Genomic DNA, 16,805 nt, shown 5'->3' with positions numbered 1-16,805 from the left:
TAGGTGTCGACCTTGGTCGACACAGCAGAGATCCACGCTATGCGTGGATGCTCTTCCGAATTTGCTTTGGTGGGTGCCGACCGTTGTTCGGCATACCCTCACCCCTTGAATCGCAAGCCCACGCCCGGTTCGGTGAACAGGTAGCGTGAATCCAGCGCCGAATCGCCCAGCTTGTGCCGCAGCTTGCCGACCAGGATGCGCAGGTAATGGGTATCGTGCTGGTGGGTCGGCCCCCAGATCTCCTGCAGGATCTGCGGCTGTGTCACTACCCGCCCGGCATTGCGCAGCAGCAGCGACAGCAACGCGTATTCCTTGCGGGTCAACGCCACCGGTTCACCCTGCAGGGCGACTTCGCGGCGCACCAGGTCCACGCGCAGGTGGCCGTCGTCGAACACCGGTGGCGTGCCATCACTGGGTACGCTGCGCGTGCGCAGCAGCGCCCGCACCCGTGCCATCAGTTCCTGCGTGCCGAACGGCTTGGTCACGTAGTCGTTGGCGCCGGTATCCAGTGCGCGCACCTTCTCGGCTTCGCCGGCGCGCACGGTCAGCATGATCACCGGCACCTGGCTCCACTGCCGCAGCTGTTCCAGCACCTCGTGGCCTTCCATGTCCGGCAGGCCGATATCCAAGATCACCAGGTCCATGTCCTCGCTGGCGGCCAGCTGCAGGCCTTCCTGGCCGGTGGCGGCCTGTCGCACCTGGTAGCCCTGCGCGCGCAGGCTGATGTCCAGGAACCGGCGGATCTGGGTTTCATCATCGATCACCAGCACGCGCGCGGCCGGCACGCTGGCATCAATCGGGGTCGGGCTCATCGTGGGAGGCTGGCTTGAGCAGGGGCAGGGTGATGCGGATCAGGGTACCGCGACCGTCGCGTCCGGGCAGCGCCTGCACGCTGCCGCCATGTGCGCCGATCATGCCCTGGCAGATGGTCAGGCCCAGGCCGGTGCCGTGGCGGCCGCGGTCGCCGCGCTCGACGCTGTAGAACATGTCGAAGATGCGCGCGCGCTCGTCGTCGGGAATGCCGGGGCCGGCATCGATCACGTCGATGCGCAGCTGGCCGTCCAGTTCGCGCGCCTGCACCTGCACGGCGGCGTCGGGCGGCGAGAACTTGGCCGCGTTCTCCATCACGTTGAACACGGCCTGTTCGACCAGCGCCGGGTGTACCCAGATCGGCGCCAGCGTGGACGGAATGTCCAGCTCCAGCCGCACCTTGGGCTGGTAGCGCTGCAGGCGCCGTGCGGCCGAGCCGATCAGTTCGTCCACGCCGATCCAGTCACGGTTGATCTTCAGACCTTCGTGGCCAAGGCGGGTCATGTCCAGCAGGTTCTGGATGTAGCGGTCCAGCCGCTCGCCTTCGACCAGGATGGTGTCCAGCAGGGCACGGCGATCGGCCGTGTCCATCGCCGCGCCGTAACTGGCCAGGCTGTCGGCCGAACCGATCATCGCCGCCAGTGGAGAGCGCAGGTCGTGCGACACCGAAGAGAGCAGGGCCGAGCGCAACCGCTCGGTCTCGTTGCTGACATGCGCCTGTTCCAGTTCGGCCACCAGCCGGGTACGCAGTGCGGCCTGCGCGATGTCATCGACCATCGCTTCGGCAAGCTGCCGCTGTTCGGGCAGCAGGCGTGCCTGTGCGCCGGGCAGGTACAGGCCGGCCACGCCGATCGCGCGATCTTCGCCATCCAGCAATGGCAGGAACCACCACTGCGCACCGGCCAGGGTGTCGGTGAAGCGGCCGCTGGGCTGGCCGTGGCGCAGCGCCCAGTCGGCGGCAGCCAGGTCGGTATCGCCGGGTTGGCTGCGGCCACCGGCGGCAGTGTCCGCGCCGATCCGCAGCCACGCCGGCACATCCATCGCCTGCTCCAAGGCATGCCGACCTGCCTGTGCCACCTCGCCGTTGCCAGCGGCGCTGGCCAGCTGACGGCCCAGCTGCTGGCGTGCACGTGCATGGCGGTTGGCCGCACGCAGCGCAATGACCTGCATGCGCAGGCGCGAGGCCAGCCGTCCGGCCACCAAGGCGGCGGCCAGGAACAGGAACACGGTGATCACGCCTTGGCGCGCACCGATGGCGAAGGTGAAGCGGGGCGCGATGAACAGGAAGTTGTAGGCCAGGAAGCACAGGATCGCCGCCATCACCGCCACGCTGGCACGCGTGCGCGCCGCCACCAGCACCACTGCCACGATGAACACCATCGACAGGTCAGCCATGCCGACCCAGCGTTCGGCCAGCCAAGCCACCGCACAGGCCAGCGCGGTGGCGATCAGTGCCTGTACCGGCTCGTAGCTGATGCCGCGCATCGGTGGCAGCAGACCCTCGCGGCGCGAGCGCGCCCGGGCCTGCGGCGTGCTGATGATGGTGATCTCGTAGTGCGCCCCGCGCTGGATCAGCTGCTGGGTCAGGGTTCGGTTGAACATCCGCGCCAGCGGGCGCTCACGGGTGCGCCCCAGCACCAGGGTCGATACGCCGTTGTGCGCTGCATGGTCGAGCAGGGCATCGGCGATGCTCGATCCGTGCAGCAGTTCGGCGTCGCCGCCCAGGCGCCGTGCCAGGGCGAAGGCCGCATCGATCTCGCGCCGCGTGGCCTCGTCCTGGCGCCGGCCCTGCACGGTCACCACCGTCCACGGTGCGTCGCGGCGCTCGGCGATGCGGCGCGCCACCCGCACCAGGTACTCGCTCTGGCCGCCGCCATCGATGGCCACCAGCACGCCGCGCCGCAGCGGCAGGTTGCCTTCGCCCCGTGCGGCGCGGGTTTCACGCAGGCTGCTGTCGACGCGGTCGGCGGCTTCCTGCATCGCCAGCTCACGCAGGGCGGTCAGGTTGGCCGGCGAGAAGAACGCCTGCAGCGCCTGCGCGGCCTGTTCGGGCACATAGACCTTGCCCTGCTGCAGGCGCGCGATCAGTTCGCGCGGCGGCAGATCGACCAGCACGATGTCGTGCAGGCGATCGAGCACGCCATCGGGCACGGTCTCGCTGACCCGCACGCCGGTGATGCGCATCACCACGTCGTTGAGGCTTTCCAGATGCTGGATGTTGACCGTGGTCCAGACGTCGATGCCGGCGTCGAGCAGCTCCATCACATCCTGCCAGCGCCGCTCATGGCGGCTGCCGGGCGCATTGCGATGGGCCAGTTCGTCCACCAGCACCAGCGCTGGATGCCGTGCCAGCACGGCATCCAGGTCCATCTCCTGCAGGGCGTGGCCGTGATAGGCCACGTCCTTCAACGGCAGCTGCGGCAGGCCTTCCAGCAGGGCCTGGGTTTCGGCGCGGCCATGGGTTTCCACCAGCCCGACCACCAGGTCCACGCCGCGGCGCAGCTGCTCTTGGGCACGGGTCAGCATGGTGTAGGTCTTGCCCACACCCGGCGCAGCGCCGAGGAACACGGTCAGCTTGCCACCGGCTTCGCGTTGCAGGCCTTCCACCAGGGCATCGGCCTGGCGGGTACGCGCATCAGTCATGGGGGCCGCTGTCATGGCCGCCATTGTGCGCGCAGCCGATGCAGGCCGGCATCACGGCGCCTTGGCCGCATGGTCCAGCGCGAAGTTCAGCGTCACCACGTTCACCCGCGGCTGGCCGAACACGCCCCACTGGCGCCCTTCAGTATGTGCCTGCACCAAGGCCTGCACGCGCTCCACCGGCAGGCCGCGGGCACGTGCCACGCGTGCCACCTGCAGCTGCGCCGCCGCCGGCGACAGCTGCGGATCCAGCCCGCCGCCGGACTGGGTGACCAGGTCGGCCGGCACCTGCGCCGGGGCGACACCTTCGCGCGCGGCCACCGCCGCCGTGCTGGCGGCAACACGCTCGGCCAGCGCCGGGTTGCTGCGCGCCAGGTTGGAACCGGCCGCGGCCATCGGGTCGTAGTTGGCCGCCGACGGCCGTGCCTGGAAGTAGCCATCACCGGTGAACGGCTGCGACAACCATGCCGAGCCGCGCACCTGGCCGCTGCCATCGCGCAGCAGGCTGCCCTCGGCCTGGGTGGGGTAGGCCAGGCCGGCGAAACCGGTGGCGATGCCGGCGTAGACCGCGCCGGCCAGCAGCAGGGTGGCCAGGCCCAGGCCGATCGCCGGGCGCCAGCCGGCGCCGTCCTGCAGGCTGGCCACGCGGGCTTCGGCCTTCGGTTCGCGGGGCAGGGAGGTGGAGGTGGAAGCAGAACGGTTCATGCGCCGAATACCAGGACAAGGAAGAGGTCGATCAGCTTGATCGCCGCGAACGGCAACAGCACGCCGCCGAGGCCGTACACCAGCATGTTCCGGCGCAGCAGCGCGGTGGCCGTGGCCGGACGGAAGCGCACGCCACGCAGGGCGAGCGGGATCAGCGCGGGAATCACCAGCGCGTTGAAGATCAGCGCCGCCAGCACCGCGTTGCGTGGGCTCGACAGCTGCATCACGTTCAGTGCGGCCATGGCCGGAACCGCAGCGGCAAACAGCGCCGGCAGGATCGCGAAGTACTTGGACACGTCGTTGGCCAGCGAGAAGGTGGTCAGCGCACCGCGGGTGATCAGCTGCTGCTTGCCCACTTCCACGACCGCCAGCAGCTTGGCCGGGTCTGAATCGAGGTCGACCATGTTGCCGGCCTCCTTCGCCGCCTGCGTGCCGGAGTTCATCGCCAGGCCGATGTCGGCCTGGGCCAGCGCGGGAGCATCGTTGGTGCCATCGCCCACCATCGCCACCAGGCGGCCACCGGCCTGTTCCTGGCGGATGCGTGCGAGCTTGTCTTCCGGACGGGCCTCGGCGATGTAGTCATCAACGCCCGCTTCGGCAGCGATGGCGGCGGCGGTCAGCGGGTTGTCGCCGGTGATCATCACCGTGCGGATACCCATCGCCCGCAGCTGTGCGAACTTCTCGCGCATGCCGTGCTTGACCACGTCCGACAGCTCGATCACGCCCAGCACGTGGCGGCCCTCGGCCACCACCAGCGGGGTGGCGCCATTGCGCGCGACCTGCTCGACGCGGCCGGCCAGTTCAGCCGGCACGCTGCCGCCGAGCGCCTGCACGTGGGTGCGGATCGCATCGGCAGCGCCCTTGCGGATCTGCCGCCCATGTTCCAGATCGACGCCGGACATCCGGGTCTGGGCACTGAAGGCCAGGTAGTCGGCACGGTCCGGCTCGGCGGTGGCGCAGCCCTGTTCGCGCGCCAGGCGCACGATCGACTTGCCTTCCGGGGTCGGGTCGGCCAGCGAGGACAGCAGTGCCGCCTCGCGCAGCTGGCTGGCGTCGATGCCGGCCAGCGGATGGAAGTGGCTGGCCTGGCGGTCGCCGTAGGTGATGGTGCCGGTCTTGTCCAGCAGCAGCACGTCGACGTCGCCGGCCACTTCCACTGCCTTGCCCGACTTGGCCAGTACGTTGGCGGCCAGCGCACGGTTCATGCCGGCGATGCCGATGGCCGGCAGCAGGCCGCCGATGGTGGTCGGGATCAGGCACACCAGCAGTGCGATCAGCAGCAGTGGATCGACCTGCACGCCCACGGCCGCGCCGATCGCCGGCAACGTGGCCACCACCACCAGGAAGGTCAGCGTCATCGCCGCCAGCAGCAGGGTCAGCGCGATCTCGTTGGGGGTCTTCTGGCGATTGGCACCTTCCACCAGCGCGATCATGCGGTCCAGGAAGCTGTGGCCCGGCTCGGCGGTCACCCGCACGATGATCTGGTCGGACAGCACCTTGGTGCCACCGATCACACCGGAACGGTCGGTACCGGCCTCGCGCAGCACCGGTGCCGATTCGCCGGTCACTGCCGCTTCGTTGATGGTGGCCAGGCCCTGCACGATCTCGCCATCGGCCGGCACCAGCTCACCGGCACTGACGATCACATGGTCGCCCGGGCGCAGCTCGGCGGCAGGCACCTGGGCATCGGCTGCGCCCGGCTGCGGCGCCGCCAGCCGGCGCGCCACCAGGTCCTGGCGGGCACGGCGCAGCGAGGCGGCCTGGCCACGGCCACGCGCTTCGGCCACTGCCTCGGCGAAATTGCCGAACAGCACGGTCACCAGCAGGATGGCGGTTACCGCCAGGCCGAAGCCCAGCGGTGCATTGCCGGTCAGGGTGACGATCGCGGCGACGATCGTGCCGGCCATCACCACCGCCATCACCGGGCTGCGCACCAGATGCATCGGCGCCAGCTTGCGCACTGCTTCGACCAGCGCACGGCGCAGGCCGGCGCCATCAAGCAGGGCAGGGCGCGGTGCATGGGTACTACGGGTTGAACTTGCTTGGGTACTCATCAGGGTGTCCTCAGCGCAGTCCCAGGCTCAGGTGATCGGCGATCGGGCCGAGTACCAGCGCCGGCATGAACTGCAGCACGGTCAGGATGACGATCACCGAGACCAGGGTCAGGGCGAAGGTCGGGGTTTCGATCTGCAGGCTGCCGGCAGACTCCGGCGCCTGGCGCTTGGCGGCCAGCTGTGCGGCCACCACCAGCGGAATGATCAGCAGCGGGAAGCGGCCCAGCAGCAGTACCAGCGAGCAGCTCAGGTTCCACCACAGCGTGGCGTCACCCAGTCCTTCGAAGCCCGAACCGTTGTTGGCGTAGGCCGAGACATACTCGTAGAACACCTGGCTGATGCCATGGAAGCCGGGGTTGGAGGTGCCGGCCAGGCCGGGCACGGCCAGGGTGATCGCAGTGAACACCAGCAGGGTGATCGGCTGCAGCAGCACCAGCAGGGCCAGCAGGCGCACCTGGGGCGTCTCCAGCTTGCGGCCGAACAGTTCCGGCGTGCGCCCGGTCATCAACCCGGCCAGGAACACACCCAGCAGCAGATAGACGATGAACTGCTGCAGGCCACAGCCGATGCCGCCCCAGATCGCGCTGACCAGCATGTTGACCATCGCGATGCCGCCGCTCAGCGGCGCCAGCGAATCGTGCATGCCGTTCACCGAGCCATTGGAGACCTGGGTAGTCACCGCCGCCCACAGCGCCGTGCCTTCGGCGCCGAAGCGCACCTCCTTACCTTCCATCAGCAGCGGGGTGGCGGCGCTGGCGCTATGCCTTTCGCTCCACATCATCGCGCCGGTGGAAAGCAGCGACATGCCCAGCATGCAGCTGAACACCAGGGCGCCGAAGCGACGCCGGCCGGTGAACGCGCCGATCATGAAGATCACCGCCATCGGCACCAGCAGGATGCCGACGATTTCCAGCGCGTTCGACAGCGGGGTCGGGTTCTCCAGCGGGAAGCTGCTGTTCGGGCCGTACCAGCCGCCACCGTTGGCGCCAAGCTGCTTGGCCGCGACCATCGCCGCCACCGGGCCCAGCGGCAGCTTCTGTCCGGTCATGCCGGCGCTGGCATCGATCGGCGTGGCCTGCGGGCCACCGGCCATCGTCGACGGCACACCCTGGCTGGTCAGCAGCAGGGTCCACACCAGGCACAGCGGCAACAGGAAACGCACGCACAGGCGCACCACGTCCACGTAGTAGTTGCCTACCGCCACCTGGCGGTCATCGCCGGCACCGGTGGCCGCCGCAGCCTGCGGCGCACGCGAGAACAACGCGCGCAGCGTCGCCACCGCCAGCGCCAGGCCCATCATCGGCGTCACCACCTGCAGGCCGGTGATGCCGGTCATCTGCGAGAGGTAGGACAGCTGCGCCTGGCCCGAATAGTGCTGCTGGTTGGTGTTGGTCAGGAACGAGATCATCGTGTGCAGCGCGGTGTCCCAGCGCATGTTCGGGATCTGGTCCGGGTTCAGTGGCAACCAGGCCTGGGTCATGAACACCGCCTGGGTCAACACAGCGACCACCACGTTGCTCAGCACGAAGGCCAGCACGTAGCCGCGCCAGGACATCGCGCGCGAGGGATCGACGCCGAACACCTTGTACAACGGCTTTTCGATCCAGTTGAACAGCACGTCGACCTTCATCGGCGTGCCGCGCATCACGCGGGCCAGGTACAGGCCCAGCGGCCACGCCAGCAGCAGGCTGGCGGCAAGAATGACAAGCATCTCAGTCATGGCCGGCTCCGTTAGAACGATTCGGGCCGCAGCACGACATAGAGAAGATAGGCGGCGGCGACCAGCACCAGCACGCCACACAACAAAGACAGCCAGGGGGACATTTCAATAGCGACCTGGTGGAACCCCTCCACCTCAGGCCGTCATCGTCGTCCTGCCGCCCATAAACGCACTACGCGCCGGACCGGGCCGACGCGTAAAGAGTGCATAAATTCCGTGGGCCAACCCGTAACCAGGCGCCGCCTGCTGTAGAGCCGAGCCCATGCTCGGCTGCCCTTTCCCAAGGTCACGCGGCGCCGAGCGTGGGCCCGACGCTACAGGCGAATCACGGCGCCTGGCTCGCCTGCGCCACGCCCTTCAGCTCGCGATAGCGCTGCAGCGTGCTGTCGATCTCGGCCTTCAGCGCCTGCTGCTGCTGCAGGAACCCGGCCTGCAGGCGTTGCTGCGACTGCAGTTGTATATGCCGCTGGCGGATCGCCTCGGCCTGCTTGTCGGCCACCTTGCCACCGGCCAGTTCGCGGTCACCGGCGGCCGACAGCAGCGCCACCAGCGATTCGCGCAGGCTGGTGACGTTGTACTCGGCGGTCTTCAGGTTGTTGTCCAGCACTTCCTGGCGTTCGGCGAACACCCGGCGCAGGTCGTCCTCGCTGCCATAGGTGGACAGCATCGCCTGCTCGGTGCGCTGGCGGGTCTGCTCGGCCATCAGGTCCAGCTGCTGCTGCTGTGCCACGGTGCTGGCTGCGGCGCGCTCCTCGTCGGTCAACGCGCGCTGGACCTGCGCATTGCGCAGGCCGCTCTTCGCGTTGAACTCCTCGCGGGCGTGATTTACCGCATCGGCCGGCAGCGAATCACTGCAGATCCGCTCCTTGCCCTCGTTCCAGCAGTACAGCTTCTTTTCCACCTTGCCGCCGTCGCGCGACTGCGCCGGCACGGTGAACGGCACGGCCAGCAGCAGGCCGGCAAAGAGAACAGCAGGAACTCGGGACATGACCTTTCCCCTGGTCGGTCAGCGGATCGAACGGACGCCGTACTGGGCCCGGTAGGCTTCCAGCGGCTGCCGGTAACCGACAAGTTCCGGGTTGCCGGAGGCGAAATCAAGCAGATCGGCCAGCGATGCCACGGCGATCACCGGAATGCCGGCTTCTTCGGCCACCGACTGTGCCGCCGAGCGACGGTCGGCTTCCGAGGCGATCTCCTGGCGGTCCAGTGCCACCACGATGCCGGCCGGGGTGCCGCCGGCAGCGCGGATGATGCCCAGCGCTTCGCGGATCGCGGTACCGGCGGTGATCACGTCATCGACGATCAGCACGCGCTTGCCATTCAGGTCGGCGCCGATCAGCTGGCCGCCTTCACCATGGTCCTTGGCTTCCTTGCGGTTGAACGACAGCGGCAGGTCGCGGCCACGCTGGGCCAGCTCGCAGGCCATCGCGGTGGCCAGCGGAATGCCCTTGTAGGCCGGGCCGAACACCACGTCGTACTTGATCCCGGTGGCATCGATGGCATCGGCGTAGCAGGCGCCGAGCTGCGACAGCAGCGAACCGGAGTCGAAACGACCTGCGTTGAAGAAATAGGGGCTCAGCCGGCCGGACTTGAGGGTGAACTGGCCGAAGCGCAGGGCGTCGGCAGTCAGGGCCAGCTGCAGGAAACGGTGGCGGTGGTCGCTCATCAAAACTCGATTCATCTTCATTTGGAGCACAAATCCTAATCCAGCTGGGCGTTTCGCGCTCGTCCAGCGCCATGTGAAAGCCGTCCAGGCCCGGCCTGGCGGACTGCGCAGCCCTGCGGGCAACCGGTATGCTTGCCCGGTTTCCCGCCGCAGGTCCCCCGCATGCGCATCATCAGTTTCAACGCCAATGGCATCCGTTCCGCCGCGACCAAGGGCTTCCTCGACTGGTTCCGTGCCCAGGACGCCGACGTCCTGTGCATCCAGGAAACCAAGGCCCAGGAAGACCAGCTGACCGACCCGATGTTCCGTCCGGACGGCCACCACTGCTTCTATCGCGATGCCATCACCAAGAAGGGCTACAGCGGCGTGGCGATCTACAGCAAGCGCGAACCGGACCAGGTCATCACCTCGCTGGGCTGGGCGCCGTTCGACGACGAAGGCCGCTACATCGAGGCGCGCTACGGCAATCTCAGCGTGGTTTCCTTCTATATCCCATCGGGCAGCTCGGGCGACCTGCGCCAGGGCTTCAAGTTCGAAGTGATGGAATGGCTGCGGCCGATCCTCGAAGCGTGGGCGCGCAGCGGCCGCGACTACGTGCTGTGCGGTGACTGGAACATCGTGCGTTCGGCGCTGGACATCAAGAACTGGAAGTCCAACCAGAAGAACTCCGGCTGCCTGCCGGAGGAGCGCGACTGGCTCAACGCGCTGTGCGCCGACCACGGCCAGGCCACCGATGTCGCCGGCGGCCGTGGGTGGGCCGATGCCTACCGCCTGCTCAACCCCACCGGAGAGGACTACACCTGGTGGAGCAACCGCGGCGCCGCCCGTGCCAACAATGTCGGTTGGCGCATCGACTACCAGTTCATCACCCCGGGCCTGCGTGACCGACTGCGCAGCTGCTCGATCTACCGCGACGAGCGCTTCTCCGACCACGCCCCGTTCACCGTGGACTACGACCTGTGACCGAGGCCGCCACGCCGGTCAGCTACAAGGGCTGGGCCGGCATCAAGCGCGCCTTCGGTACCCCGTCGGCGCTGACCATGGCCATGCTCGGCTTCGGCAGTGGCCTGCCGTTCCTGCTGATCGCCTCGCAGACCCTGTCCACGCGCCTGCGCGACGTCGGGCTGGATCTGGGCAGCATCGGCCTGATCAGCCTGGCCAGCTTCTTCTACCTGCTCAAGTTTCTGTGGGCACCGCTGCTGGACCGCTACGCCTTCCCGCTGCTGGGGCGGCTCGGCCGCCGCCGCTCCTGGCTGCTGGTGTCGCAGGTGCTGGTGCTGGTCGGGCTGGTCGCGCTGGCCTTCGTGCGGCCCGAACAGGGCGTGTGGCCGTTGGTGATGTGGGTGCTGGTGGCGTCGTTCGCCGGCGCCACCCAGGATTCGGCCGTCGATGCCTACCGCATCGAGATCGCGCCGCAGACCGCCCAGGCGGCGCTGGCCGCCACCTATACGCTGGGCTACCGGATCGGCCTGATCCTGGCCGGTGCCGGCGCGCTGTACCTGGCCCAGTTCGAAGGCTGGATCGTCGCCTACCTGGCGATGGCCGCGCTGATGCTGCTGCCGATCATCACCACCCTGCTGTGCGCCGAACCGCAGCGCCCGGCCACCGCCGTGCAGCGCCGCATCGATATTGCCGAAGCGTTCGTCCAGCCCATCTCCAGCTTCTTCAGCCGCAATGGCGTGGCACTGGCGCTGGTGCTGCTGGCCTTCGTCGGCCTGTTCAAGTTCCCCGACCAGGTGATCGGAGTGATGGCCGGGCCGTTCTATCTCGATTCGGGGTTCGACAAGGCCGACATCGCCACCGTCTCCAAGCTGTTCGGTGTGTGGATGGGCATCGGCGGCGCGTTCCTTGGCGGCATCGCGGTGGCTGCGTTCGGCTTCCGCCGCATGCTGCTGGTGGCCGCGCTGGGCGTGGCGCTGTCCAACCTGGCCTTCCTGCTGATGGCGCACAATCCGGGCAAGCTGTGGGCGTTCTACGCCGCGCTCAGTGCCGACAACCTGTTCCAGGGCTTTGCCGGCACCGTGCTGGTGGCCTTCATGTCGTCGCTGACCGACCGCAACTTCACCGCCACCCAGTACGCATTGCTGGTCTCGCTGGCCAACCTGCCGGGCAAGTTCGTCGGTGGCGTCTCCGGCTACATCGTCGAAGCCACGTCCTACAGCACGTTCTTCATCCTCAGCTCGATCACCGTGGTGCCAACCCTGCTGCTGCTGGCGTGGCTGTGGCCGCGGATCGCCGATCGCGGGCCGCCGCCGGTCGCCTGATTGCCTGCCCGCCCGGACTGCGGGATCATCGCCCCCGACGCGCCGAGGGGGCGGTGCCTTGCGAACGGGGAAGTGAGCATGGCCGACGTTGTGCTGCGGGACCTGGACCCGCTGCTGCTGGAACGCATCCGACGGGTCGCGGTCGCCCGCGGCTGGACCCACGAACAGACCTGCGCCGCCTTGCTGGAGCAGGGGCTGTTCAGCAGTGAACTGGAGGTCCGCTCCGGCTTCGGCGATCCCGAAGTGGACGCCCTCTCCGCCGCGATTGCCGCCCTGCAGGCCCTGCCGGCAGGGCAGGGCTTCGATTAGCGCCCTTGTAGAGCCGAGCCATGCTCGGCTGCTCTTGGCCCGGCCCGCGCTAAGCCGAGCAGGGCTCGGCTCTACAACGGCGCCTCACCTGCGCGGACGGCCTACCTCACGCCAGGTGGATCGCCCCCAGGATCCGCGGGCCCGTCGCCCCGGTCACGCTCGGCAGGTTGCCCGCCAGCCCGTCCATCGTCCGCTGCGCCAGCCAGGCGAAACCCATCGCCTCCACGTACTCCGGGTCCAGTCCATGCACCGCGCTGGACTCAACCTGCACCTCCGGCAGCCGCGCCGCCAGCCGCTTCATCAGCTGCCGGTTGCGCACACCGCCGCCACAGACCAGCAGGCGCCGGGTCTGCGGCTGCTGCGCCAGCAACGCATCGGCCACGGTCGCCACGGTCAGCTCCAGCAGGGTGGCCTGCACATCGGCAGCGGCGTACTCGCCTTCCCCCATGTGGGCTTCGGCCCAGGACAGGTGAAACTGTTCGCGCCCGGTGCTCTTCGGCGGCGGCAGCGCGAACCACGGGTCCGAGCGCCAGCCGGCCAGCAGGCCCTCGTCCAACGTGCCACTGGCAGCGTAAGCGCCATCGGCATCGAAGGTGCGGCCGGTATGGCGCTGGCACCAGGCGTCCATCAGCGCATTGGCCGGGCCGGTATCGAAGCCACGCACCGCGCCTTCGCGCGGGATCAGGGTCAGGTTGGCGATGCCGCCCAGGTTGAGCACCGCGCGGTCTTCGTCGGCGGTGCCCAGCATGCCCAGGTGGAAGGCCGGCATCAGCGGCGCACCGTGGCCCCCGGCCGCCACGTCGCGGCGGCGGAAGTCGGATACCGTCGTGATCCCGGTCAGTTCGGCAATGCGGTTGCCGTCGCCCAGCTGCACGGTGAACGCCGGGTCGGCCAGCGGGCGGTGGCGCACGGTCTGGCCGTGCGAGCCGATCGCGCGCACCTGGCTGCGGTCCACGCCGGCCTCGGCCAGCAGTTGATTGGCGGCCCCGGCGAAGTTGATCGCGATCCGCGCGTCCAGTTCGCCCAGTTCCTCCAGCGACTCCAGCGGGCCACCTTCGCCCAGCGCCACCAGCCGCGCGCGCAGCACCGGCTCCCAGCGGGCGGTCAGGCCGTGCACGAAGCGGCAGCCACCGCCGGCGGGGAACTGCACCAGCGCGGCATCGATGCCATCGGCGCTGGTGCCCGACATCAGGCCAAGGTACAGGGGGGCGTCAGCGTCGGCAGTCGTGTTCATGGCAGGCATAAAAAAAGGACGCGGCAAGCTTGGGCTGCCGCGTCCTTCTTCGTCAACGCAAGACGCTCAGCCGCGCTTGCGGCCGGTCGCCTGCTTGTCCTTGGCGCTGGCCACCTCGGGCGCAGCCTCGTCGCGGCTGGTCGGTGCCGGGCTGGCGTCGGCGTAGATCAGCTTCTCCATGCCCTGGATGCGCGCCATCGCCGGCGCGGTCTGCGCGCGGAAGGCGACCAGCTCGGCGCCCTTCAGCGGTTCCGGCGGCGGCATGGTCACGGTCAGCGGGTTGCGGTGCTCGCCGTTGACGCGGAATTCGTAGTGCAGGTGCGGCCCGGTCGCCAAGCCGGTCGAACCGACGTAGCCGATCACCGTGCCCTGGGCCACGCGCTGGCCGGTCCTGATGTTCGCAAAGCGCGACATGTGGCCGTACAGGGTGGTGTGGCCGCGGCCATGGTCGAGGATCACCACGTTGCCGTAGCCGCGCTGCACGCCGGCGAACTGCACGCGGGCATCGCCGGCGGCCATGATCGGAGTGCCGGTGCGCGCGGCGTAGTCCACGCCCTTGTGCATGCGCATCTTGCCCAGCACCGGGTGCTTGCGTGCGCCGAAGGTCGAACTCAGCCGCGCGAACGGGATCGGCATGCGGATGAAGCTCTTCTTCAGCGAACGGCCGTTGATGTCGTAGTACTCGGACTTGCCGTTGCGGTCGAAGCGGAAGCCGGAATAGGTCTTGCCACCGGTGGTGAAGGTCGCCGCCAGGATCTTGCTGGTGTCCACCTTCTCGCCTTCGCGCCAGGTTTCATCCATCACCACGCTGAAGCGGTCGCCCGGCTGCAGGTCCTTGGAGAAGTCGATGTCGTACTTGAAGATGTCGTCGGTCATCGTCGCGATCGCCGACGGCGACAGCCCGGCCCGTCGGGCCGCGGCATACAGCGAACTGGTGATCTCGCCGCTGGTGACCACGGTGCGCGTGGAGGACTCGCGCTTGGTCACTTTCTCCTTGATGTCATCGCCGGCCAGGCTCAGTTCCACGCGGTTGTCGGCATCGCGGTCGAAACGGATGCTGCGCAGGTCGCCGGACAGCGGCATGTCGAAGGCGATCTCGGCACCCGGGCGCAGCTTGGTCAACGCCTCACGCGCGCCGGGGTGGTCCAGCACCCGGTGCAGGGTGGTGGCCGGAATGCCAGCCTTGTCGAACAGGTCGCTCAGGGTCTGGCCACGCTGCACGCGCAGCACCTGCCAGCTGTCACCCGGCACCTGCTGCTGGCGGGCCATGGTCAGCGGCGGCAACGGCAGCGCCAGGCTGGTGTGGCTGTCGGCGTAAGGCGCATCGATGGTGTGCGAGAAACCGGGGACGATCGTCGCCACCAGGGCGCCGATGGTCGCAAACAGGCTGGCATGCATCCAATGGCGGCGGGTCCAGCGCTCATTGAAGGCGGCGGGAAGATGTTGCCTGAGCTTCCGATGCAGGGTGTTGTCGTGCAGGACGTGGAGGCGTTCCTGGAAGCGCTGCTTGCGTGCGCGCCCTTGTTCGGAATTGTGCATCGGCGGTTTTTTCCTGGCGGCCTGGGAGTGCGGGCCTGATCGCCGGTTACCATAGACACCTCAGAAAACCGCGTCAAACCCTTGTGCCCATTGGCTTTTGTGAAGCCAATCGGGTTAACTTCGCTTTAACACCCCACACAAGAATCGGCGTTGCCGGGAGTAGTCACGTGTCCTCGATTGAAGAAGCCCTTGCCCTGATCGGCCGTGGTGCCGACGAGATCCTCAAGCTCGAGGATCTGCGTGCGCGCCTGCAGGAAGGCCGTCCGCTGCGGATCAAGGCCGGCTTCGACCCCACCGCGCCCGACCTGCACCTGGGCCATACGGTGCTGCTGAACAAGATGCGCCAGTTCCAGGACCTCGGCCACCAGGTCATTTTCCTGATCGGCGACTTCACCGGCATGATCGGCGACCCGTCCGGCAAGAGCCTGACCCGCAAGCCGCTCAGCCGCGATGACGTGCTGGCCAACGCCCGTACCTACGAGGAACAGGTGTTCAAGGTGCTCGACCGCAGCCGTACCGAAGTCCGCTTCAACTCGGAGTGGTTCGGCAAGATGGGCGCGGCCGACATGATCCGCCTGGCCGGCCAGCACACCGTGGCGCGCATGCTCGAGCGCGACGACTTCGCCAAGCGCTATGCCGCCCAGCAGTCCATCGCCATCCACGAATTCCTGTACCCGCTGGTGCAGGGCTACGATTCGGTGGCCCTGAAGGCCGACGTCGAACTGGGCGGTACCGACCAGAAGTTCAACCTGCTGATGGGCCGTGGCCTGCAGGAACACCACGGCCAGAAGCCGCAGGTGGTGCTGACCATGCCGCTGCTGGAAGGCCTGGACGGCGTCAACAAGATGTCCAAGTCGCTGGGCAACTACATTGGCATCAGCGAGCCGGCCATCGACATCGTCACCAAGACCATGAAGGTGGACGACACCCTGATGTGGCGCTGGATCGAACTGCTGTCCTTCGACATCAGCCAGGCCGAAGCCGTGCAGCTGCGCGAGCAGGTGGCCAAAGGCGGCTTGAACCCGCGTGTGGTCAAGCTGCGCCTGGCGCGTGAACTGGCGACCCGTTTCCACGACGCCGCGGCGGCCGAGCAGGCCATTGCAGGCTGGGAAGCAGCGGTGACCGGGCAGGGTGACATTACCCAGCTGCCGCTGCAGGACGTGGCGATTCCGGCCGAAGGACTGCGTATCGCTGCGCTGCTGACGGCGGCCGGCCTGACCCCGAGCAACTCTGAAGCCAATCGCAAGCTCAAGGAGCGCGCGGTCAAGGTCGACGGTGAAGTGGTCGAAGATGGCCAGCAGGTGCTGCAGCCGGGCTTCGAAGGCCTGCTGCAGGTCGGCAAGCGTACTTTCGCCCGCGTGCGCCTGGTCACTGCCTGACAGCAGGGAAGGGCCGGCGCCAGCCGGCCCTTCCTTATGCTCTTGTAGAGCCAAGCCTACGCTTGGCTGCGCTTCGCGGGTTCCTACCGCAGCGCGACGGATGAACAGATGCAACATCCGGTGAAAAAAATCGCCACACCCCCTTCACAAATGATGTGGATGGGGCCATACTTCTCCTCCCCCGTCGCAGGGGTCGCCACCAAGGGGCTTCAGCGACATCAGGGTGCCCACCACCGCCGAACGAGATGATCGAACGAAGGTGTTGACGGACTGAAAAAGTCTGGCATAATGGGCGGCTCGCTACGAAGGAAACTTCGCAGCACACGGGAACGGCGCTGAGGCCGCTTCCCCGGATCTTTGAAAGTATGCGCAGGTATCTTGTGAAGGCGCCTGCAGGAAGGATGATTGTCCATCTTGCAGACGTTTGATCAAGCAACTATTAATTGTTTTAAAGCAAGCGATACGTTGCCAGAATCAATCATCTG

At 67.9% G+C, this 16,805-nt stretch carries 14 protein-coding genes; 4 read left to right on the top strand and 10 right to left on the bottom strand.

The window, feature by feature from the left end; translation table 11 throughout:
* Positions 1–98: 98 nt before the first annotated feature.
* The 8 genes from AC5P53_RS17560 to pyrE all read right to left on the bottom strand — a co-directional run bounded on the left by AC5P53_RS17560 (position 99) and on the right by pyrE (position 9,595).
* Positions 99–812 carry a response regulator transcription factor gene (locus AC5P53_RS17560; protein ID WP_032961423.1) on the bottom strand — a complete coding sequence of 238 codons (714 nt, stop codon included), beginning with the start codon at positions 810–812 and terminating at the stop codon, positions 99–101.
* Positions 793–3,453, bottom strand: a complete 2,661-nt coding sequence (locus AC5P53_RS17555; protein WP_014645670.1) for an ATP-binding protein — start codon at positions 3,451–3,453, stop codon at positions 793–795. The genes AC5P53_RS17560 and AC5P53_RS17555 overlap by 20 nt, the downstream gene beginning before the upstream one ends.
* 51 nt (positions 3,454–3,504) lie before the next feature.
* The gene (kdpC, locus tag AC5P53_RS17550; RefSeq protein WP_075076360.1) at positions 3,505–4,155 is read right to left on the bottom strand and encodes a potassium-transporting ATPase subunit KdpC; all 651 of its coding nucleotides are present in this window, start codon (positions 4,153–4,155) and stop codon (positions 3,505–3,507) included.
* A complete protein-coding gene (kdpB, locus tag AC5P53_RS17545; RefSeq protein ID WP_241887739.1) occupies positions 4,152–6,209 on the bottom strand; it encodes a potassium-transporting ATPase subunit KdpB in 2,058 nt (685 codons plus the stop codon). The genes kdpC and kdpB overlap by 4 nt, the downstream gene beginning before the upstream one ends.
* A 10-nt stretch (positions 6,210–6,219) precedes the next feature.
* Positions 6,220–7,929: a potassium-transporting ATPase subunit KdpA gene (gene kdpA / locus AC5P53_RS17540; RefSeq protein ID WP_495227476.1), complete on the bottom strand. Its 1,710-nt coding sequence runs from the start codon at positions 7,927–7,929 to the stop codon at positions 6,220–6,222.
* Between the two features lie 11 nt (positions 7,930–7,940).
* Entirely contained in the window at positions 7,941–8,033 is a 93-nt protein-coding gene (locus AC5P53_RS17535) for a potassium-transporting ATPase subunit F (RefSeq protein ID WP_005407770.1), read from the bottom strand.
* 221 nt (positions 8,034–8,254) lie between these two features.
* A complete protein-coding gene (locus AC5P53_RS17530; RefSeq protein ID WP_014645674.1) occupies positions 8,255–8,917 on the bottom strand; it encodes a hypothetical protein in 663 nt (220 codons plus the stop codon).
* Between the two features lie 18 nt (positions 8,918–8,935).
* Positions 8,936–9,595 carry an orotate phosphoribosyltransferase gene (gene pyrE, locus AC5P53_RS17525; protein ID WP_032961411.1) on the bottom strand — a complete coding sequence of 220 codons (660 nt, stop codon included), beginning with the start codon at positions 9,593–9,595 and terminating at the stop codon, positions 8,936–8,938.
* Between the two features lie 162 nt (positions 9,596–9,757).
* Between pyrE and AC5P53_RS17520 the strand changes: the two genes are divergently transcribed.
* The 3 genes from AC5P53_RS17520 to AC5P53_RS17510 all read left to right on the top strand — a co-directional run bounded on the left by AC5P53_RS17520 (position 9,758) and on the right by AC5P53_RS17510 (position 12,168).
* Complete coding sequence (locus AC5P53_RS17520) at positions 9,758–10,558, top strand: exodeoxyribonuclease III (protein WP_041862998.1); 801 nt, start codon at positions 9,758–9,760, stop codon at positions 10,556–10,558.
* Positions 10,555–11,859, top strand: coding sequence for an AmpG family muropeptide MFS transporter (locus tag AC5P53_RS17515; RefSeq protein WP_126411634.1), 1,305 nt, complete (start codon positions 10,555–10,557; stop codon positions 11,857–11,859). Before AC5P53_RS17520 ends, AC5P53_RS17515 begins: the two co-directional genes overlap by 4 nt.
* Before the next feature lie 78 nt (positions 11,860–11,937).
* Positions 11,938–12,168, top strand: a complete 231-nt coding sequence (locus tag AC5P53_RS17510; RefSeq protein WP_014645678.1) for a hypothetical protein — start codon at positions 11,938–11,940, stop codon at positions 12,166–12,168.
* A gap of 106 nt (positions 12,169–12,274) precedes the next feature.
* Here AC5P53_RS17510 and AC5P53_RS17505 read toward each other — a convergent pair whose 3' ends face one another.
* Entirely contained in the window at positions 12,275–13,402 is a 1,128-nt protein-coding gene (locus AC5P53_RS17505; protein WP_080281908.1) for an anhydro-N-acetylmuramic acid kinase, read from the bottom strand.
* A gap of 66 nt (positions 13,403–13,468) precedes the next feature.
* Positions 13,469–14,941 carry a M23 family metallopeptidase gene (locus AC5P53_RS17500; protein WP_032961400.1) on the bottom strand — a complete coding sequence of 491 codons (1,473 nt, stop codon included), beginning with the start codon at positions 14,939–14,941 and terminating at the stop codon, positions 13,469–13,471.
* A 167-nt stretch (positions 14,942–15,108) separates the two neighbouring features.
* Between AC5P53_RS17500 and tyrS the strand changes: the two genes are divergently transcribed.
* The gene (tyrS, locus tag AC5P53_RS17495; protein ID WP_478441260.1) at positions 15,109–16,320 is read left to right on the top strand and encodes a tyrosine--tRNA ligase; all 1,212 of its coding nucleotides are present in this window, start codon (positions 15,109–15,111) and stop codon (positions 16,318–16,320) included.
* The last annotated feature ends 485 nt before the right edge of the window (positions 16,321–16,805 follow it).

The sequence above is a fragment of the Stenotrophomonas sp. YJH_SMC_82 genome (genome assembly GCF_059368875.1).
The sequence above is the reverse complement of the archived record's forward strand: the minus strand, read 5'-3'. Positions and strand labels throughout refer to the sequence as shown.